The following is a 20,599-nucleotide window of genomic DNA, read 5'->3' on the forward strand; positions in this document are numbered from 1 at the left end:
CTTATTCTCCTTCCTGTTTTTGTTGCCGTTGGTATTGTTCATAATACCAGCCCTCTTGAGCTAATAAATCACTAGCCCTGCCTTCTTCTACAATACGCCCTTGATCCAAGACAATGATCCAATCCGCCTGATGAACAGCAGACAAGCGATGGGAAACAATGATGGTCGTCTTGTCTTTTCGTTCTTTTTGAATCGTGTCAATAATAGCCTGTTCAGTCTTCGCATCCACCGCCGAAAGGGAATCATCTAACAGCAAGAGCTCAGCATCTCTTAAGAAGGCACGCGCCAAAGAGATCCGTTGTTTTTGACCTCCTGATACAGAGACCCCTTTCTCACCGATCAGGGTGTCCATTCCCTGAGACATCCGCTCAAGATCATCCACAAAAGCAGCTTGGGCTACTGCTTCCACCAAGTCCTCTTGGCTGGCTCCTTTTTTACCAAGCGCTATATTCTCACGGATAGACTTGGAAAATAAAATATGTTCTTGGGAAACATAGCCAATTTTTTCTTCGATGGAGTGTCGATTGTAGTCCACGATCGGTTGCTGGTTGACCAAGAATTCTCCCTCACCAACTGGGTACTGCCGCAAGAATTGTCGAACCAGGGTAGTCTTTCCTGCACCGGTACGACCAACAATCCCAACCGTCTGTCCTTTCTGAATAGTCCAATCAATGCCTGATAGGCTCTTTCGCTCAGCACCAGGATAGCTGAAAGAATAGTCCTTAAACTGCACCAAATCAATCTGCTCTAGGTAATGAGAACCATCTGGCTCCAGATCATCCGTTTCATCAATCACTTCTTTTAATTTTTTATAGGACATTTGCCCTGTCTGGTAGACCAAGATCAAGTCCGCCATCATCCACATAGGCTCAATTAAAAAGACCAAATACAGCTGTAAAGCCAATAACTTGCCAAGGCTCAACTGCCCGCTTGCCAGGGACTGGCCTCCAAATAGTAGGAGCAAGACCGTCGAGAATCCAATAAACAACAGGGCTAAAGGTCCAAAAGAATACTGGATAGAGGCAATTTTATCCCCTGTTTTGGATAGACTGGCTGTTTTCTTCTGAAACTGTTTGACCTGCTGGTCCCGTCTACTATAGGCCCGCATGACCCGAATTCCTTCGATGGACTCCAAGACTTCATCGTTCAACTGAGCGACCGCTTCCCGGTTTTGCTCAACATACTCCTCCTGCTTTCTACTCAAAAAATAGGTAGAGACGACGAGGAAGATCATAAGAATAAAGGAAATCAAGGTTAATTGCCAAGAAATGAAAAACATGGTCGGAATAATAAAGGCAAACAAGCCACCGCCAAACAGGAGCACCATCATCCCGTAACCAGCCATATCGGCCATCCCATCCACATCTGTCGTAAACCGCGTCAAGAGATCTCCTGAGCGAAATTTTTCAAAAAACGGGCGCCGCATAGCTACTAGTTTACGAAAAGCTTGTCCCTGAAGGGTCGCCTTGAAATGGACTGACGACTGAAAGAGGCGCAACTGCCAATAAAAAGCCGTCAAATAATTAAGGATGGCTGACCCTACCAAGAGGGCCATATCCCATACAAAGTTGGATTGAGTCAGCGTCCGCTGACTCAAATGATCCACTAAGCGCTGGATGACTTGCGTCGGGATCAATAAGGTGTAATCATAAAGAATCAGGACCATAGCGATCTTCACATATCGCCACTTGCGCTCCCTGATATACTCCCAAATAGCTCTGATCATATATTCTCCTTTTCAAAATGGCACAGAAAAAACCCAAGCAAGGAGCTGAGTACGTGCTCAGTCCACACTTGGGCCTTCTGATGCCTCTCACCAATTCAGTTAAGGCAGGTAAAAATGCATACAAAAAACCCAAGACAGACTCCTCCATCTTGGGTTCCATTTATGGTTTACATCGAACTCAACTGAGATTGGAGAAGTTGTGTATTCAATTGTGTCATCAAGAATGCTACTTTGTTCATGATGGTTTTCTCCTTTCTCTTTGTTGTTCTAACTTTACCACGTATTTTTGTGCTTGTCAACGCTTTTTTGAAAATTGTTGAAAAAAGCAAAATTTTTAAGATGGACTCGCAAAAAAAGAAGCCTAGATCCTCTCTAAGCTTCCCTCTTCTTCTATGCTAGTTGCCGGGATTGAACCGGCGACCTCATCCTTACCATGGATGCGCTCTACCGACTGAGCTAAACCAGCAGTACCTATCTACTATATCATGGAGATAGGCCTTTTGTCAATATCCTGACTCATTTTTCTGACAAATATTCTTCCTTAGTGAGGACATAGTGGACTCTTGTCACCATTCTCCCTTCTTCATGCAGGTCTAGCATCGCGTAGGGCTCCTCGTGAGAATATTTCATCCCTGATTTGGCCATCACCCGTCCAGAAGCTGGGTTGTCCTGATCATGAACAGCAATGAGCTTGTTCATCCCTAACTGTTCAAAAGCCAAGGCAATGACTGCCTTGGTAGCCTCTGTCGCAAGACCTTGGTTCCAATAGTCTTTATTCAGAACATAGCCGATACTCCCCTTCTTCAGACAAAGATCCAAATCCAGTAAATCAATCGTCCCGATAAATTTTCCATTTTCTTTGAGCTCGATCCCCCATTTTCCAAGTGGGCTCGCTAGGTAAAAGAGGGCAATATTATTACGCGTCTCTTCTAGACTTTGATTGGTTGGAAACGTATAGCGTGTAACTGTCTCATCAGAAGCATACTCAAACATAGCCGGTGCATCTTCAAGAGTGACCGGACGCAAGTGCAAACGCTCTGTCTCCACTTCACGATAAGCCGCTAACTTCACATATAAATTTTCCATTTGACACTCCTTCTTTAGGGATTAGTTTAGCAAATAAAATAAAGGAAGGCAAGCTCAAATTTTTCTTGCTTTTTAACCCACTTTTCTATACAATAAAATCAATCAAAACAATCAGATAAGGAGTGAAAAGGTCATTGAGTCAAGAGAGCAATCTCACACCAATGGCCTTTTTACACCTAAATCTGAGCAAGGAGGCAAGAATGCTCATTGGAATTCCTAAAGAAATTAAAAACAACGAAAATCGGGTCGGTTTGACACCTGCAGGTGTACAAAGCTTGGTGAAGAAAGGTCATCACGTTTTGGTGGAAACAAATGCAGGACTAGGTTCTGGTTTTGCGGATGAAGATTACACGAAGCAAGGGGCAACCATCGTTGCGACTGCAGCAGAAGCTTGGGCCGCTGAGATGGTGGTCAAAGTCAAAGAACCTCTCGCTGAAGAATATGACTTCCTTCGTGAAGACCTCTTGCTCTTCACCTACTTGCATATGGCTGCCGCTCCAGAATTAGCGGACGCTATGGTCTCAGCTAAAACAACAGGGGTGGCCTACGAAACGGTGCGTGACCTTGATGGACAATTGCCACTCTTGGTGCCAATGAGTGAGGTTGCTGGACGGATGGCCGTGCAAATCGGTGCTCACTTCCTGACCAAACAAGAAGGTGGATCAGGAGTCCTCCTAGGTGGGGTACCAGGTGTTCCCAAAGGAAAAGTCACCATCATCGGAGGCGGTGTCGTTGGAACCCACGCGGCTCGTATCGCCCTTGGACTTGGTGCCCAAGTGACCATCTTAGATATCAGTGCTAAACGTTTGGCTGTTCTGGAAGATGTCTTTGGTCACCAAATCCAAACCCTTATGTCCAATCCATTTAACATTGAGGCCAGCGTCCGTGATGCCGATGTTGTCATCGGTGCTGTCTTGATTCCTGGTGCTAAAGCTCCTAAATTAGTGACAGACGATATGGTTAAACAGATGCGTCCCGGTTCAGTCATCGTCGATGTGGCCGTTGACCAAGGTGGGGTTATTGAAACAGCAGACCGTGTCACAACGCATACGGAGCCAGTTTACGAAAAACATGGTGTGCTCCACTATGCCGTTACCAATATCCCAGGGGCTGTCGCTCGTACCTCTACTATCGCCCTTACCAATGTGACCCTTCCTTATGTCGAATCCCTAGCTGACAATGGCTTCCACAAGGCCATCGCCATCGACGAAGGCCTGCGCCAAGGGGTCACCACTTACCAAGGTCGCATCACAAGCCAACCAGTTGCTACTGGTTTAGAGCGTGATTTCACACCAATCGACGAATTGATTTAATTTCTAACATAAAAAAGGCAAAGATCCGATGATCTTTGCCTTTTCTTTTATTCTTCTTCCACATCCAGTTTTTCTTTGACAACTGGATTCGGAATGGGCTCGTAGGCCCGGATAATTTCTGCTACTACAGGATGGCGAACAACATCCTTGGCAGAGAAATGCACAAAGTCAATCTGAGAAATGTTCTTCAATTTCTCCTGGGCATCAATCAAGCCGGATTTAACATTTCGAGGAAGGTCAATCTGGCTGGTATCTCCATTGACAATCATCTTAGAGTTAAAACCAAGACGGGTCAAAAACATCTTCATCTGCATGATGGTGGTATTTTGCGCTTCATCGAGGATGACAAAGGCATCGTCCAAGGTCCGCCCCCGCATATAAGCCAAAGGCGCAATCTCGATAATCTCCCGCTCCATCATCCGAGTGGTTTGGTCTTTCCCTAAAATCTGGTAAAGAGCATCATAGACCGGTCGTAGATAAGGGTCCACTTTTTCTTTGAGATCTCCTGGTAGGAAACCAAGGCTCTCTCCAGCTTCTACAGCAGGACGCGTCAAAATGATCCGTTTGACTTGACCACGCTTGAGGGCAGTCACGGCCAAGGTCACCGCTAGGAATGTTTTCCCAGTCCCCGCTGGTCCAATCCCAAAAGTGACATCATGGTTCTTGACACTATCGACATAGATCTTTTGACCAAGCGTTTTAACTCGAATGGGCTTGCCGTAACTATCCTTGATAATCTCTTCTTCATAGAGAGCGATGAACTTATCCAATTCACCATTTCTCACCATGGTAATGGCGGTCACCACATCCGGCGTCCCAATGGTCATGCCACGATTAACGAGGACCAAAAGAGCCTGCATGACTTGACGAACCTGCTCGCAGCTTTCTTCTTCTCCAATGATTTGGACGATTTCTGTCCGGGCATGAATAGTTACCCCAAATTCTTGCTCCATCAAACGGAGATGGCGTTCGTTAGATCCAAACAAATGAAAGAGATCGTCTGGATGCGTTAATGTAATTTCAACTGAATGTTCTTGCAAATAAAGAACCTCTCTACCTGTGTTTTTCTATTATTATAACAAAGAGGCCGAGAAAAAACCATCCTCGACCTATCCTTCTCTAGTGGGCTTGGTATTCTTCCCAAATCGCATCAAAATCGCCAAGATTAAAGGAAAAGCTGGCATGCTCTTCTAGATAGCGACTGACTTCATCGAAGTCATCTGTATGCTTGGGAAAAGCAGACTCGTGAAAAGCAAGATCTGCTAGAATGGCCTTAGGAGCATTGCTTTTAGGATTGCGCTCCGTCATCAGCCAAGTATAAAATGATTTTCGCATAAGCCTCCTCTTAGATCAACTCTGTTCCAAACTGGTCTTGCTTGATTTTTTTGGCCTTCATCAAACCACCTAAAGCCTTTTTGAACTGGCCTTTTGAAATCCCAAAAGTTGCTTTGATCTCTTCTGGAGAGGACTTATCATTCAAGGTCATAAAGCCTCCATTGGCTTCCAAATAGGTCAAAATCATTTGGGCATCATTTTCCAACATTTCAAAGGAGCGTGGCTTCAAAGATAGATTCAAGGTCCGGTCCACCTCACGAAAACCAATAACACGAGCATTTAAGACCTCTCCCAAACGTGGTTCTGCATAGCGCTCACTTGGGTGGATAAAGCCCAGCATATTGTTCTCTGGAAGGTAAACAAAGGTTCCAGACAATTTCAAGCGGTAGACAATGGCTGGCCAGTTTTGGTTTTGCATATTGTTATAGGCTGGACGAGCTAAACGCTGGAAATCTTCCTGGTAGGCTAAGATCCCCCAAATCCGATCTTTCTTATCGACTTCTAAGCGAATATAGAGACGATCGCCCTTTTTAGGCCATAGATCTTTGATCTCCGGTAGGATATCTAGTGAGACAACAATCTGCTTATCTGGAAGTCCTGTATCCACGAAGACTCCCAAATCCTTGCGCACCTCCGTAACCGTTCCCCAGCCAAAGCTTTCTTGAGTTGCAGTGACTTCAAGTGTCGTGAGTCGGAGCTTTTGCTTCATATCTGTATAGGCAAAGCCCTTGACACTTTCTCCGACTTTGTGTGGGCCTTCTGCTTTATCAAGTGCGTATGTCTGGCCATCTTTTTGAACAAAATAGAAGTGATCATTTTCATCGATGACCATTCCCATGATGTAGCTTGCTAGATTCGTATTCATGTTTCCTTCTTTCCTCTTGCCTCTTCACAAGAATAATGGAAATAAAACCCAGCCAGCAGTGCCAACTGAGTCTTTCTTTCCTGTAATGGTTGGGATGGATTAAACTTCCATCAATTCTTTTTCTTTGTGAGCTGTCATTTCATCCACATGTTTGACAGCATCATCCGTAACTTTTTGGATCTCTTTTTCAAGACCTTTCAATTCATCTTCTGTGATTTCTTTTGCTTTTTCTTGTTTCTTCGCTTCATCCATAGCATCACGACGGATGTTACGGATCGCTACTTTAGCATTTTCACCCACTTTTTTCACTTCTTTTGCTAAGTCACGACGAGTTTCTTCTGTCAAAGCTGGGATAACCAAGCGGATAACAGATCCATCGTTGGCTGGAGTGATGCCAAGGTCAGAAGCATTGATGCTGTGCTCGATGTCTTTCAAAGATGATTTATCAAATGGTGTGATCAACAAGACACGCGCTTCTGGAATAGTGATAGATGCCAATTGGTTCAAAGGAGTCTCTACTCCGTAGTATTCTACGAAAATACGATCCAAAAGACTTGCATTTGCACGTCCAGCACGGATGCTACCAAATTCACGTCCCAAACTTTGATGAGACTGAGTCATTCTTTCTTTTGCTTTTTCTACGATTGGGTTTGCCATAATCTTCCTCTATTTTCTATTATTTTTCTACGTTATTTGATACAGTTGTACCGATATTTTCACCAAAGACAACCCGTTTGATATTGCCTGGTTCATTCATATTAAAGACAACCAAGTCAATATCGTTGTCCATGGAGAGAGTGGAAGCTGTTGAGTCCATGATGCGAAGACCTTTGTTGATGACATCACGGTGAGTCAATTCCTCAAATTTCACAGCTGAAGCATCTTTTTTCGGATCGGCATTGTAAACACCATCGACCCCATTTTTAGCCATGAGAATGGCATCTGCTTCAATCTCAGCTGCACGAAGGGCTGCGGTTGTATCTGTTGAGAAGTAAGGAGAACCGATCCCTGCACCAAAGATCACGATCCGATCTTTTTCAAGGTGACGAAGGGCACGACCACGGATATATGGTTCTGCAACTTGTTGCATGGCAATCGCTGTTTGAACACGGGTATCCACGCCAACTTGTTGAAGCGAATCAGCCATCACAAGAGCGTTCATGACAGTACCAAGCATCCCTGTGTAGTCTGCTTGGACACGATCCATTCCTGCTTCAGCAGCAGGTTCTCCACGCCAAAGGTTTCCCCCTCCGATCACCAAGGCAATTTCAATTCCAAGTTCATGAACTTCCTTGATTTCTTGGGCCATATTTTGGACAGTTTTGATATCGATTCCGACACCACGTTCGCCGGCAAGAGCCTCACCAGATAGCTTGATTAAGATACGTTTATACTTAGGTTCTACCATTTTCTCTCTCCTTTTTTAATCTGTATTATTTTACCATAAATTACGTTTTTTATATAGTCATATCTATCAAAATTTTCTTTTTTCCATCCGATTAGTTTTACCAACTGTAGCAAATAAAAATGGAGTACAAAAAAAGCTACCCGAAGGCAGCTTTTTATTTCAATTAAAGTGAGTTAACATCCACTTTGATACCAGGACCTTGAGTTGTAGTCAAAGTCAAGCTAGTTACGTAAGTACCTTTAGCTGTAGCTGGTTTTGCTTTTTGGATTGTGTCGTTGAAAGCTTTAAAGTTTTCAACCAATTTAGTATCATCGAATGAAACTTTACCGATGATCGCTTGAACGATACCTGCTTTATCAGCACGGTAAGTGATTTTACCACCTTTAGACTCTTCAACTGCTTTCGCAACATCCATAGTTACAGTACCAGTTTTAGGGTTTGGCATCAAGTTACGTGGTCCAAGGACACGTCCAAGACGTCCAACAAGAGCCATCATGTCAGGTGTAGCGATAACAACGTCGAAGTCCAACCAACCATCGTTGATTTTCGCAACAAGGTCATCTTCACCTACGAAGTCTGCACCAGCAGCTTTTGCTTCTTCAGCTTTTGCACCACGTGCAAATACAAGTACGCGAGCTGTTTTACCAGTTCCGTTTGGCAATACCATTGCACCACGGATTTGTTGGTCAGCTTTTTTCACGTCGATGTTCAAGTTGTAAGCAACTTCTACAGTTGCGTCAAATTTTGCAAAGTTAGTTTCTTTTGCAAGAGCTACAGCTTCTTCTACGCTGTAGACTTTTGTGCTGTCGATTTTTTCAAGAGCAGCACGAAGTTGTTTGCTTTTTTTAGCCATTTTATCTTTCTCCTTGTAATGTGGTCATATCGATTTTCATCTCCCACGTCACTCGTCATTTGATCAAGTGTATTGCGGGCAAATAGGATTGTTACAATTAGTCAGTAACAGTGAATCCCATAGAACGAGCAGTACCTTCGATCATACGCATTGCAGACTCAATGTTTGCAGCGTTCAAATCTGGCATCTTAGTTTCAGCGATTTGTTGTACTTGTGCACGAGTTACAGTTGCAACTTTCGTTTTGTTCGGTGTACCTGAACCTTTTTCAACACCTGCAGCTTTTTTCAAAAGAACAGCAGCTGGTGGTGTTTTTGTAACGAAATCGAATGATTTATCTTCATAAACAGTGATAACAACTGGGATGATCATACCAGCTTGATCAGCTGTACGAGCGTTAAACTCTTTAGTGAATCCCATGATGTTGATACCTGCTTGACCAAGCGCTGGACCAACCGGTGGAGCTGGAGTAGCTTTACCAGCAGGGATTTGCAATTTTACAAGTTTTTCGACTTTTTTAGCCATTTCTTAAATCCTCCTTTGTGGTTTTGGCGGTAATTATAGATTTTTACCTCCCACAAGTATGCTTTGTGCATACCTTTCTATTATACACGATTTCTCTTTTTTTGCAAGAAAAAATTAAAATATAGTAAACTTTTTTTTCGTTTTATGATAGAATGAAGCTATGTTAATCAAAGTTGCTTCTGTATTATTTATTTTTTTAACGCTGATTCTGAGCGGCATCATTGTTCACCTCTTTAAACTCCAAAAAAGAGGATGGCGATCCACCGATATTGCCTTTCCTTTATTTGCCCTAGAGTACTACCTGATCTCAGACAGCGCCTTTTATCACAGCCTCTTACCGCTGCTAGCTTTAAGCCTTTCGCTTTTAGCCTTGGGGCTAACGATTTATTTCTTAAAAAAGAAAAAGTGTTTTTATTACCCTAGATTTATCAAATACTTCTGGCGTGCTGGATTTCTAGTCACCTTCTTGCTCTATCTGATCTTAACAGCTAGTTTGTTTATTTAATACCAAAAGACAACTCTATTTTTAAGAGTTGCCTTTTCTTTTATTACTTCCGATGAAAGAACCAGCCCACCAACTTCTTGAAGACTTGGATCAAGATGAGAGCAAGAACGGCCATGACAGCGCAGATAAGCAGTGTTTGGATCCTCAAGGGGCTCATGTTAAAGAATCTACCTAAGATACTACTTGAAACCAGAAAAGCTAGGATATTTCCTAGAAGAACCAGTCTCTTGTAGTGATTGAGAGGCTGGGATTCTTGGTAGATGATGGTAAAACCAACGAAGGCCATCAAGCAGATGGCTGCACTCGAGAGCTCTTCCGACCTCATGCCAAATGTAGAAGACAGCAAGACCAGACTAAAAATCAGTATAAAATCCGTCAAGGCAGCAGGTAGCGCATTTTTAAAGACCGTTTCGATAAAGCGCCCTTTGATGCGCTCGCTATTGGGCTCAAGCGCTAGGAAGAATCCTGGAATCCCAATCGTAAAACCACTGATCAAAGACATCTGCGACGGCATGATGGGATAGGTAAAGGCTAAAAGCGTCACTGAGATGGCCAACAAAATGGAAAAGATATTCTTGATCAAAAAGAGACTGGCTGATCGTTGAATATTATTGACCACCCGTCGCCCTTCTGCCACGATGGACGGCATCTTCCCAAAGTCAGAATCCAGTAAAACCACTTGCGCCATCTTTTTGGTCGCATCATTTCCAGATTCCATCGCAATACTACAATCCGCTGTTTTGAGAGCCAGAATATCGTTGACGCCATCTCCAGTCATGGCGACTTTATGCCCCTTTGCCTGCAAGCCTTCTAAAAGGCTTTTCTTTTGCTCTGGTGTCACTCGACCAAAGACCGTATATTGGCTCGCCGCCTGGTGCAAGTCTTCTTCCGTCAGTAAGGTTCTGGCATCGATTAGATCTTCTGCTCCTTTAATGCCTGCTTTTTGTGCAATAGCTGAGACTGTAGCTGGGTTGTCCCCTGAAATGACCTTAATGGTCACTCCTTGTTGTTTAAAGTAGGCGAAGGTTTCTTTGGCATTTTTTCTCAACGGATTGGAGAGAATAATCCAGGCCACCAAGTCTACAGGAGCCTCTAAAGTCTCTCCCAGGTGATCTCCCCGATATTTCCCAAAGGCCAAGACACGATTGCCTGCCTGAGTAGCAGGAGCTATCTCTGGTTCAAGCTCAGAGAAGCCCTCTCGTAAGACAAATTCTGGTGCGCCTAATACATAGATCCCAGATCCAAAGGCAATTGCCCCATACTTTTTCTTAGACGTAAAGGGCTGATTGTCGAGAGCCTTCCAAGGCTGGCTGACTGGTGTCTTGTGAAATTTTCGGATGGCATCCATGGTGTCATTTTGATCCATACTAGCCTTGACATACTGAGCTAGAGCTTCCAAGTCTTGAGCGTCTTTAACTGGACGAATCTCTGTTACTTCCATACCTGGCTCTGTAATGGTCCCTGTCTTATCGACACAAAGGACATCCACCCGCGATAAGGTCTCAATCCCCTTCATGCTATTGAGCAGAACCTTTTCCTTGGCCAATCTGACAGCACCAAGAGCCAGTGCCAAGGTCATCAATAGATACAAGCCTTCTGGAATCATCCCGATCAAGGCCCCGACTGTTGAAGTCACACTGAGCTTGAGACTATCGCCTAGGCTGATATAGCTACGAAGAAAAAGGAGGGAACCTAGCGGAATGATAAGAAGACCAATGATCCCCACAATTCGATTGACCGCATGGACCATATCGGACTCCTCATGAGACTTAACCTGCTTGGCTTCCAGGCTCAATTGGTTGATGTAGGAGTCGTTCCCAACTTTTTCCAATCGCGCTAAACCTTGACCAGCGATCACAAAGCTACCTGACATGAGTGAGTCTTGTGCTCCTTTTTTGACCTCATCAGCTTCACCCGTCAATTGCGACTCATCGACTTTTAGCTCTCCCTCTAGTAAGACCCCATCCGCATAGATCTGATCTCCAGCTTGAAAGCGGACCAGATCGCCCTCCACCAGCTGATCGATAGGTAAAGCGACTTCTTTTCCTTCACGAAGAGCGATCGCCTCACTCATATGTAGAAATTGCATCTGACGCAAGATACGTCTAGAGCGGACTTCCTGCACAATTCCAACTAAGGAGTTGGCCACGACAATCGGGACAAACAAGAGATTGTTCCAAGACTTCACTGCTACCAGCAAAATAGCCAAAATCAAAAATATCAGATTAAAGTAGGTAAAGACATTGTCTCGAATGATCTGCCCAATACTTTTTTCTGTCTTAATCGTGACCTTATTTTGCTTGCCCTCTTGGATCTTTTTGGCTACTTCTTCCTGACTGAGTCCTTCTAATCTATCCATTGCTTTCCTCACTCATGTATTTCCAAGGGCAATCCTTCTGGATCGAAGAAAAATGCCATCTTCTTACCATCAAAATCATCATAGCGAAGGCCTGTATTCTCAATACCTAGCTGATCCAATCTAGCTAGATACTCCTCTACATCTTCCACTTTAAAGGCCAGATGTCGTAGTCCCGCATGCTCGGGCAGGGGAAGCTTAGGCCGTTCTGGGGCCGTCGGTTTGATAAAGAGTTCTAAAGTCAGCTGGCCCTGGCGGAGATTGATCAAGATATCTCCGCGTTCGGGACGGTCATACTCACTGACAATCGCAAATCCCAACAGGTCCACATAAAAGTGCAACATGGCGTCGCGATCCCGTCCAATGATGGCAATATGATGAATCGTATCTAACTTCATCTGGTCCTACTTTCTATTTTCTATAAAAAGAAAAGGGAGTGGGGCAAGTGCCCTCTTCCCCCTAGACTTATTGTTGCAATACTTTTCGAGGCTTGGTCCCTTCAGCTGGTCCAATTACACCCGCTGCTTCCAACTCTTCCATGAGGCGAGTCGCCCGGTTAAAACCAACCGATAAGCGGCGCTGGATCATCGAAGCACTGGCTTTTTGGGTCTCGATGACGAGTGCCTTGGCCTCTTCAAAGAGAGGATCACCCTCGTCGGAGCTACCCATGCCTCCATCAAAGTCCGACTCCGATACTTCGCCTGGATCAAAGGCATCATCATAATCGGCTTCTGCCTGCTCTTTGACAAAGTTGACAATCCGCTCCACATCGTCATCTGAGATAAAGGATCCTTGTAGACGGATTGGGTGGTTTTCATCGATCGGTTTAAAGAGCATGTCCCCACGACCGAGCAGTTTCTCTGCCCCATTTTCATCCAAGATGGTCCGTGAATCGGTCCCAGATGATACCGCAAAAGCGACACGGGAAGGCACATTGGCCTTGATCAAACCTGAGATAACATCAACCGATGGCCGTTGGGTCGCCAAGATCATGTGGATCCCCGCTGCACGCGCCTTCTGTCCAAGGCGAATAATGGCATCTTCCACTTCTTTACTTGCGACCATCATCAAGTCTGCCAACTCGTCAACAATGACCACGATCAATGGGAGGGGCACTTGCTTCATCTCAGACTGGGCATTGTACTCAGCCACCTTGGCATTAAAGCCAGCAATATTGCGAGCACCCACTTTCGAGAAGAGCTCGTAGCGATTTTCCATCTCATCGACAACCTTTTGCAGGGCCCGACTGGCCTTACGTGGGTTGGTCACCACTGGAATCAAGAGGTGAGGAATATCATTGTAGACAGAAAGCTCCACCATCTTTGGATCGACCATCATAAACTTGACTTCGTCCGGACGGGCCTTCATCAAGATACTCGAAATAATGCCATTGACCGCTACTGACTTACCAGATCCGGTAGACCCCGCTACCAAGAGGTGGGGCATCCGAGCCAAATCAAAGGTTCGAGCTGAACCATCTACGGCCTTTCCAAGAGGAATCTCAAGGAGTTTAGCCGGATCTGTTTTAGACTGCTCCCACAATTCACGGAAGGAAACGGTCGCAATCTCTGAGTTGGGCACTTCAATCCCGACCAGAGATTTCCCTGGAATCGGCGCTTCAATCCGCACATCCTTTGCTGCTAGGGCCAAGGCCAAATCATCTGCTAGATTGGAGATGCGATTGACCCGCACACCGACAGCTGGCTTGACTTCATATTTGGTAACAGAAGGACCGATTTCCGCCCGCTCCACTGTCGCCTTGATGTTAAAGCTTGCAAAGGTTTCTTCCAAAATGCGGATGTTCTGGCGAACGATGTTTTTCTCTTTGGATTGATTTTTCGGCTTGTCAGGCGCGAAGAGATCAATGGTTGGAAGCTTGTACTGGAGGAGTTCCTTCGGTGTGAAATCCACTTGAACCTCTTCCCCATCGTCCTCGAATTCTTCGGCTACTGGAAGCTCTTCGTATGCTTCAGGCTCTTCAGGCCACTCTTCATCTGGCAGGTAGATCTCTGGTGTTGTTGGTGCGACAATTTCGGCTTCTGGGAAGGGCTCTGTGAACGGCTCCTCCGCCAACACTTCTCCTGTTTCAGGATCTACAGGATGCCCTTCCATTGAAAGGGGAATTGGAAGAACTGCACTTGCTTCTTCTTGCTCTCTTTCAGCTGCCGCAGCTTCCTCAGCAACTCTCACTTCCTTTTCAAGGAACTTCTGCTCGCGACGTTCTTTGCGTTTTTCCATAGAAGCGTGGAAGGCTTCCGATCCCTTTTCAAACAAATCATAGATGGAGTAAGGACTCATCAAGAGGATCCCCAATCCGATAAAGAGAAGGCCAATAAAATAAGAGCCAATATTTGAAAACAGGAAGGAAATCGGAGCATAAAGAAGGGCACCGATCATACCACCACCGGCAAAACTCTCCACTCGCAGATGAATCAAGTCTGCCATGATTCTTGAAAAGGTGACCTTGATTCCATTATTGTCTAAATGAAGGGAGGATACAAAGAAGGCCTGAAACATCAAGAGAACCCCAGCAAAGAAGCTTAGGAATCCTGAAATAACCCCTTCGTGTTTGTCCAGCCATTTAAAGGCATAGAGGTAGAAAAAAGTCGCTAAAATAGCCAAATAGGCCAAACTCCCAACAAACAGTCGGATTAAGTTGTAGGCCAAGACCCCTACTGCCCCCAATTTCAAAGCCGCAAAGACTAAAACCAGACTAATCAGAATGGTCACAATCATGCGATGAATCGCTTTTTTTCTTTCTAATTCTGCTTTGGACAGTCGTCTCGTCGACCGTGTTTTTTTTGATTGATTATTGTTTGCCATAACTTTTATTATATCACATTTCCAGGCCAGTTCTCTAGTAAAATCATTTCCAAACACGTGCAGAGTAAAACTGAAAAAAATGAAGCTAGAAACCGGTCCTAGCCCCATTTTGATCGGTAGGTATTGTAAGCGAAGATCGGGAAAGTTTTTAATGAAGCAAATAGACCCAGAATGATTTCCAAAAGATAAACACCCTAGCTGTTTGAAAAATGCTTATGGTAAGTCTACGAACGTCTTTTAAACCGAATGACGAGCAAGAAAATAAAGACTATCGTGAGGAAGCTCTGCCAATTCCCCAGTATCTGATTGATCTATAAAAACTTTACTTTGTTTAGCTGATGATTCATTCTTCCGATGGAACTTTATCCACTCTACAAACTCGTCATAAGAATAAATTTGTGTTTTATCCCCTCTTGTTTCGTCTGTAACATAAAGTTCCATATTTTCTTGACTTTTCAGCGCAAACTAATGTGTGATTTTATCACACCATTTGCGTTCATTGTATTGTTTGGACGGAAACAAATTTGATTTAAATAGTTTATATCTTTTCTACTTCAGGATATAATTTAGCAACCTTAGAATCAGAAATATTTATTTGAAACGGCTTCTAATTCATTAGAACAATTAAATTTTCGCTTCTTGAAAGATTATGCTTTTATTCATCTCTGGTTCATCATCCTTGATTCTTGCTGATTGATAAAGTGTCAGCCTTCTCCCCTTTAACAAGTAAAAACTAAATCTTTCCCACTCTTTAATTCATATGAAGTCAGCACATCTTAAGTACAAATCTGGTCCTTATCTACGCAATTGTTTTGTTAGCTCTTTAAAGATCTTCATCTGAGATAGAATATGGGATTGACCTAAGCAGAGATAGACTCCATAGAACATCATCAGACTCATACCATAGCTTCCTGGAAGATTGGCCATGATGTAATAAACTGCATGAAAGATGCTGGCATACAGAAAGGCCAGCCCAATCCACAGTTTACGATATAGCTTTGATTTCATTCTTAAAAGAAACTCCGCTCGCTTGTCCAGCGTCTCAATATGAAACTCTTCAAAATTTGGATCTTGCTCCATGGTCATCATACGTCTGATCAGTGTAGCAACCAACAACCAGCCCACTCCAAGCAAGATAGTTTTGTAAACTACAGAAATGGAATGGACCCAATGGGGAAATAGAATGAAAAAGCCAATGATAGCTGCTAGACCAAAAGTCCACCGATCAAATCGGACAGGCTTTTTTTGATGGTTCACATAAAGTCTCATTCTTATCTTATCTAGGTAATACTCTTTACCAGCAAAACGCATCATATAGATCAAACTCTTATTTCTTTCCATTTTATACCTCTCTTAATGTTCATCTGGGGCTCCCCATTCATGATACGATTTTTGAGGGAATTCGTTCATATCCCACCAAATCAACCTATCTCCCATCATACCGAATTTTCCATCTCTACGCAACTTTCTTCTTAATTAGTGATTTAGTCCAAAAAGAAAACACCCTTGTGGGCGTTAGCATTGATAGACTGAACCGCAATATCATCTTTTAAGTTCTACTCTTCTAGCACTATCTAGTCTGAAGAAGTCATCAGACTATTTCCCACTATACCAATGATCACAATGAAGACCCCTAAAAATCCTAGTGGGGTTGGGATCTGATCTCCTAGAAAAAGACAGCCTCCAAATAGGGTGAAGAGGACCTCGCCGGCCTGGGTAGCTTCAACAACAGCTAATTGCTGATGATTGTGTTTCACCAAGTTGGTTGCTTCAAAGAAGAGCATGGCCGCGATAACTCCTGAAAATACAGCTACGATCAAGGATTGGAGCATTTGCCCACCTGATGGTAAGCCTGCATCTACTCCTGCAAAGACGGCTAAGAGCAACCAAAAGGGAACACTCATTAAGGTCATCCCAAAGACCCGTTGGGTCGTTGATAATTGTTCTTCTTTACAATGAACTAGCATCTTGCGATTTCCCAATGGACAGGAAAAAGCAGCGATCAAAATTAAGATACTAGCTCTCACCACACCTTCTCCGAGACCTCGTCCAAAATATGGAATTTGAATCAATACGATTCCTAACAAAATCAGCAAAGTCATTCCAAACTGTTTTCCTGGAATCTTTTGGCCAAAAAGTGGGGTCAGAAGGAGACCTGCTAATATCGTAATCTGCCAGGTCGCAGCCACAAACCATGATTCTCCATAGATAGAAGCCATCGATAAGGGCGCATAAAAGAGGCCAAAGCCGAGCGTACTCCAGAGCAACCAAGTCCACGGGGCTCGTGCAATCGCTGACAAGACACCCTTTAATTCGCCTTTCTGCCAGACTAAAACAGCCATCATAGGCAAACTAAAAAGGTAGCGCAAACTAGCACTCCACATCCAGGAACCACCTGCCAGGTTCATACTTCGATTAAAAATAAAGGTAAATGCAAAAAAGAGAGCACCTAGGATACCAAACCAAAGGGCTCTCGCAAAATGTGATGATTTCATTTTTTGATGATCGTTCTCCTGTAGTTATCCTATTATACAGGAATTCGGAAATGCTTTCATCTGTTTTCTGCAATTTTTCAGAATAGTGTTTTCGACTTAAATTTTATCCAGATTTGAAAGTATCGCAAAATTAAGGTACAATAGAGAAAGACAACTATGTTGGAAAGGAAGAATATGAAAAAATTAATCGCACTACTATTATTTTCCGGCTTGGCTTTGACAGCTTGTTCGTCTAATAAGACTGACGCTAACTCTTCAAGTTCAAGCAAAGAAAAGACAGAGCAGACAGCAACTTCTAGCTCTAGTGAAAAAGATCAAAAGAAAATTGAAGAAGAACAAAAGAAATTAGAACAACTGCGCAAAGATTTTAACGATGCCATGACCAATGAAAATGCCGTCTTCCCACAACTCTCAAATGAAGTGGCTGAAGATGAAGCAGAGGTTAAAATCACGACAACTGAAGGCGACATCACTGTGAAGCTCTTCCCTAAATATGCCCCACTTGCAGTTGAAAACTTCTTGACCCACGCAAAAGAAGGCTATTACAATGGCTTGCTTTTCCACCGTGTTATTAACAACTTTATGATCCAAACTGGGGATCCTAAAGGAGACGGTACGGGTGGCGAATCTATCTGGAAGGACAAAGACAAATCCAAAGATTCAGGTACTGGTTTTGAGAATGAGTATTCTCCATACCTTTACAACCTTCGTGGAGCCCTTGCCATGGCCAATTCTGGTCCAAATACCAATGGTAGTCAATTCTATATCAACCAAAATAAGGATGATATTTCAAGTAAACTCCCAACTGACCGCTTCCCAGCTAAGATCATCGATGCTTATAAAAATGGTGGAAATCCAACCCTCGATGGTGGTAACTACACTGTCTTTGGCCAAGTGATCGATGGCATGGATGTGGTCGATAAAATCGCCTCTGCCGAAACCAATGATAAGGACAAACCAAAAACAGATATCAAGATTGAAAAAATCGAGATTTTAAAAGACTATGATTTCAAGAAATAATGAAAAGAGAACCGCGAGGTTCTCTTTTTAAGATATTGATAAACAATTTACATAAAATTAGCTAATAGATTCATTGGTAAAAAAAATGAATTCTAATTATTTAAGACATTCATCTACTGAAGCTTTCCGCTGTGAGAAAAGTGACTGAAACAGATTTGTTTCAGGCACACGGAATTATTGAGACCTTAGGCTCAATAATTAGTCATGGAACTTCGCAGAAGTTCGCTGACGTCCGCTCTCACCTAAGGAAAGTTTCTAAGAAGTCTTTAACTTCAATCTGAAAAGAGAACCGTGAGGTTCTCTTTTATTATCAAGTTAATTCATTAAAGTCCCAGATTTGGTCCATCCAGCCTTCATAGAAGTCTGGCTCGTGGCAAACCATGAGGATCGATCCCTTGTACTCTTTCAGAGCTCGTTTCAATTCTTCTTTGGCATCCACATCCAAGTGGTTGGTCGGCTCGTCTAGTACCAAGACATTGTTTTCACGGTTCATCAAGAGACAGAAGCGTACCTTGGCTTGCTCTCCACCGGATAACACCTGGATTTGGCTCTCGATATGTTTGGTGGTCAAACCACAGCGGGCAAGGGCGGCACGAACTTCTGCTTGGTTGAGAGCCGGAAAGGCATTCCAGACTGCCTCAAGCGGTGTCTGACGATTGCCCCCTTCGACCTCTTGCTCAAAGTAGCCAAGTTCGAGGTAATCTCCCCGCTCTACTTCTCCAGCAATCGGTGGGATGATTCCTAGCAAGCTCTTCAAGAGAGTGGTTTTCCCGATCCCGTTGGCCCCGATGATGGCTACCTTTTGATTGCGTTCAAAGGTTAGGTTCAGAGGCTTGGTCAAAGGACGGTCATAGCCAATCTGGAGATCCTTGGCCTGGAAGATAAAGCGTCCAGGAGTACGGGCATTTTTAAATTCAAAGGATGGCTTTGGTTTCTCACTTTGCAACTCAATGAGTTCCATCTTGTCCAGCTTCTTCTGACGAGACATGGCCATATTCCGTGTAGCCACACGCGCCTTATTGCGGGCTACGAAATCTTTCAAATCAGCAATCTCTTTTTGCTGACGCTCATAAGCCGCTTCCAATTGTGATTTCTTCATTTCATAGACTTCAAGGAATTGGTAGTAATCTCCTGAATAGCGGGTTAACTGCTGATTTTCCACATGGTAGACGATATTGATTACATCGTTCAAGAAGGGAATATCGTGGGAAATGAGGACAAAGGCATTTTCATAATTTTGCAAATAGCGCTTGAGCCAATCAATATGCTCTGCATCCAAGTAGTTGGTCGGCTCGTCCAAGAGAAGGATATCTGGTTTTTCAAGGAGCAATTTAGCCAAAAGGACCTTGGTCCGCTGCCCACCTGATAAGGAAGTCACATCTGTGTCCATGCCAAAGTCCATGACCCCAAGAGCACGCGCCACTTCATCGATCTTGGCATCCAAGGTATAAAAATCACGACTTTCTAGACGCTCTTGGAGTTCTCCTACCTCTTCCATCAAAGCATCGACATCGGCCCCCTCTTCCGCCATGGCCATATAGAGGTCATTGATGCGAGCTTCTGCTGTGAACAACTCATCAAAAGCGGTCCGTAAAACATCGCGAACCGTTTGTCCTTCTTCTAAGACCGAATGCTGGTCCAGGTAACCTGCCGTCACATACTTAGACCACTCGACCTTTCCTTCGTCAGGTTGCATTTTACCGGTCACGATGCTCATGAAGGTCGATTTTCCCTCACCATTGGCCCCGACCAGACCAATATGTTCTCCCTTTAGCAAACGGAAGGACACATCCTCAAAAATCGCACGGTCCCCAAAACCGTGACTCAAATTTTTCACTTCTAAAATACTCATGCTTGACTCTCTTTCGTAGATTTCACTCGTATGATTATATCATCTTCAACTCAAAATGAAAAGGGAGCCCAACTCCCTTTTCTTTTACAAATCTAAGTCTGCGTATGGTTTCCGGTAGCCCACTTGAACCACTTTTCCGTCTTTGACAAGTAGGGGGCGCTTGATCAGCATACCGTCGTTAGCCAAAAGATCCGCTGCTTCTTCTATTGTCAGTTGATCCACCTTATCTTTCAAGCCGAGTTCCCGGTATTTCATCCCACTAGTATTAAAGAAAGACTTGATTGGTAGGCCAGATGCTGCCATCCAGTCTTGCAATTCTTGACTAGTCGGTGTTTCGGTTACAATATTTTGGCTCTGAAACTCACATTGGAGACCGTCCAATTCTGATTTAGCCTTTCGACAAGTCGAACATTTTGGGTATTCAATAAAGGTATACATC

Annotated in this window: 19 protein-coding genes and 1 tRNA gene; 3 read left to right on the top strand and 17 right to left on the bottom strand. The window is 43.9% G+C overall.

The window, feature by feature from the left end; translation table 11 throughout:
* Position 1: 1 nt before the first annotated feature.
* The 3 genes from tetA(46) to O3642_RS03570 form a co-directional block, all read right to left on the bottom strand.
* Positions 2-1,726, bottom strand: coding sequence for a tetracycline efflux ABC transporter Tet(46) subunit A (gene tetA(46), locus O3642_RS03560; RefSeq protein ID WP_371605413.1), 1,725 nt, complete (start codon positions 1,724-1,726; stop codon positions 2-4).
* Positions 1,727-2,119: 393 nt separating this feature from the next.
* Positions 2,120-2,192: transfer RNA gene (locus O3642_RS03565), tRNA-Thr, on the bottom strand.
* Between the two features lie 50 nt (positions 2,193-2,242).
* A complete protein-coding gene (locus tag O3642_RS03570; protein ID WP_371605414.1) occupies positions 2,243-2,812 on the bottom strand; it encodes a GNAT family N-acetyltransferase in 570 nt (189 codons plus the stop codon).
* A 200-nt stretch (positions 2,813-3,012) separates the two neighbouring features.
* Between O3642_RS03570 and ald the strand changes: the two genes are divergently transcribed.
* Positions 3,013-4,125 carry an alanine dehydrogenase gene (ald, locus tag O3642_RS03575; protein WP_371605415.1) on the top strand — a complete coding sequence of 371 codons (1,113 nt, stop codon included), beginning with the start codon at positions 3,013-3,015 and terminating at the stop codon, positions 4,123-4,125.
* Positions 4,126-4,172: 47 nt separating this feature from the next.
* Here ald and O3642_RS03580 read toward each other — a convergent pair whose 3' ends face one another.
* From O3642_RS03580 to rplK, 7 genes are all read right to left on the bottom strand, one after another.
* Positions 4,173-5,165 (bottom strand): PhoH family protein, encoded by a 993-nt coding sequence (locus tag O3642_RS03580; RefSeq protein ID WP_371605417.1) that lies wholly within the window; start codon positions 5,163-5,165, stop codon positions 4,173-4,175.
* 79 nt (positions 5,166-5,244) lie between these two features.
* A complete protein-coding gene (locus O3642_RS03585; protein ID WP_003005127.1) occupies positions 5,245-5,460 on the bottom strand; it encodes a YozE family protein in 216 nt (71 codons plus the stop codon).
* A gap of 10 nt (positions 5,461-5,470) precedes the next feature.
* Complete coding sequence (cvfB, locus tag O3642_RS03590; RefSeq protein WP_049490840.1) at positions 5,471-6,325, bottom strand: RNA-binding virulence regulatory protein CvfB; 855 nt, start codon at positions 6,323-6,325, stop codon at positions 5,471-5,473.
* A 99-nt stretch (positions 6,326-6,424) separates the two neighbouring features.
* Entirely contained in the window at positions 6,425-6,982 is a 558-nt protein-coding gene (frr, locus tag O3642_RS03595; protein WP_003005165.1) for a ribosome recycling factor, read from the bottom strand.
* Between the two features lie 19 nt (positions 6,983-7,001).
* A complete protein-coding gene (gene pyrH / locus O3642_RS03600; protein ID WP_003005706.1) occupies positions 7,002-7,733 on the bottom strand; it encodes a UMP kinase in 732 nt (243 codons plus the stop codon).
* Positions 7,734-7,896: 163 nt separating this feature from the next.
* Positions 7,897-8,586: a 50S ribosomal protein L1 gene (gene rplA, locus O3642_RS03605; protein ID WP_003005355.1), complete on the bottom strand. Its 690-nt coding sequence runs from the start codon at positions 8,584-8,586 to the stop codon at positions 7,897-7,899.
* Between the two features lie 97 nt (positions 8,587-8,683).
* On the bottom strand, positions 8,684-9,109 hold the full coding sequence (rplK, locus tag O3642_RS03610; RefSeq protein ID WP_003005369.1) for a 50S ribosomal protein L11: 426 nt from the start codon (positions 9,107-9,109) through the stop codon (positions 8,684-8,686).
* Positions 9,110-9,269: 160 nt separating this feature from the next.
* Here rplK and O3642_RS03615 point away from each other — a divergent pair, with 160 nt between their 5' ends.
* Complete coding sequence (locus tag O3642_RS03615; protein WP_049474322.1) at positions 9,270-9,614, top strand: DUF3397 family protein; 345 nt, start codon at positions 9,270-9,272, stop codon at positions 9,612-9,614.
* 43 nt (positions 9,615-9,657) lie between these two features.
* Here O3642_RS03615 and O3642_RS03620 read toward each other — a convergent pair whose 3' ends face one another.
* The 5 genes from O3642_RS03620 to O3642_RS03640 all read right to left on the bottom strand — a co-directional run bounded on the left by O3642_RS03620 (position 9,658) and on the right by O3642_RS03640 (position 17,288).
* Complete coding sequence (locus O3642_RS03620) at positions 9,658-11,973, bottom strand: HAD-IC family P-type ATPase (protein ID WP_371605418.1); 2,316 nt, start codon at positions 11,971-11,973, stop codon at positions 9,658-9,660.
* Positions 11,974-11,981: 8 nt separating this feature from the next.
* Positions 11,982-12,368, bottom strand: a complete 387-nt coding sequence (locus O3642_RS03625; RefSeq protein WP_371605419.1) for a VOC family protein — start codon at positions 12,366-12,368, stop codon at positions 11,982-11,984.
* Between the two features lie 67 nt (positions 12,369-12,435).
* Positions 12,436-14,793, bottom strand: a complete 2,358-nt coding sequence (locus tag O3642_RS03630; RefSeq protein ID WP_371605420.1) for a DNA translocase FtsK — start codon at positions 14,791-14,793, stop codon at positions 12,436-12,438.
* Positions 14,794-15,588: 795 nt separating this feature from the next.
* Complete coding sequence (locus O3642_RS03635) at positions 15,589-16,134, bottom strand: hypothetical protein (protein ID WP_371605421.1); 546 nt, start codon at positions 16,132-16,134, stop codon at positions 15,589-15,591.
* Between the two features lie 233 nt (positions 16,135-16,367).
* Positions 16,368-17,288, bottom strand: coding sequence for a multidrug resistance efflux transporter family protein (locus tag O3642_RS03640; protein WP_371605422.1), 921 nt, complete (start codon positions 17,286-17,288; stop codon positions 16,368-16,370).
* 174 nt (positions 17,289-17,462) lie between these two features.
* On the opposite strand from O3642_RS03640, the gene O3642_RS03645 reads away from it, so the two are divergent.
* A complete protein-coding gene (locus O3642_RS03645) occupies positions 17,463-18,308 on the top strand; it encodes a peptidylprolyl isomerase (RefSeq protein ID WP_371605423.1) in 846 nt (281 codons plus the stop codon).
* Positions 18,309-18,618: 310 nt separating this feature from the next.
* Here the strand turns inward: O3642_RS03645 and O3642_RS03650 are convergent, their stop codons facing one another.
* Together O3642_RS03650 and O3642_RS03655 are read right to left on the bottom strand one after the other, a co-directional pair.
* Positions 18,619-20,160 (bottom strand): ABC-F family ATP-binding cassette domain-containing protein, encoded by a 1,542-nt coding sequence (locus O3642_RS03650; RefSeq protein WP_003005197.1) that lies wholly within the window; start codon positions 20,158-20,160, stop codon positions 18,619-18,621.
* An 84-nt stretch (positions 20,161-20,244) separates the two neighbouring features.
* Entirely contained in the window at positions 20,245-20,598 is a 354-nt protein-coding gene (locus O3642_RS03655) for an arsenate reductase family protein (protein WP_371605475.1), read from the bottom strand.
* Position 20,599 lies beyond the last annotated feature (1 nt).

Source organism: Streptococcus sp. 27098_8_66, from assembly GCF_041431945.1.
GTDB classification, from domain to species: Bacteria; Bacillota; Bacilli; order Lactobacillales; family Streptococcaceae; genus Streptococcus; species Streptococcus dentalis.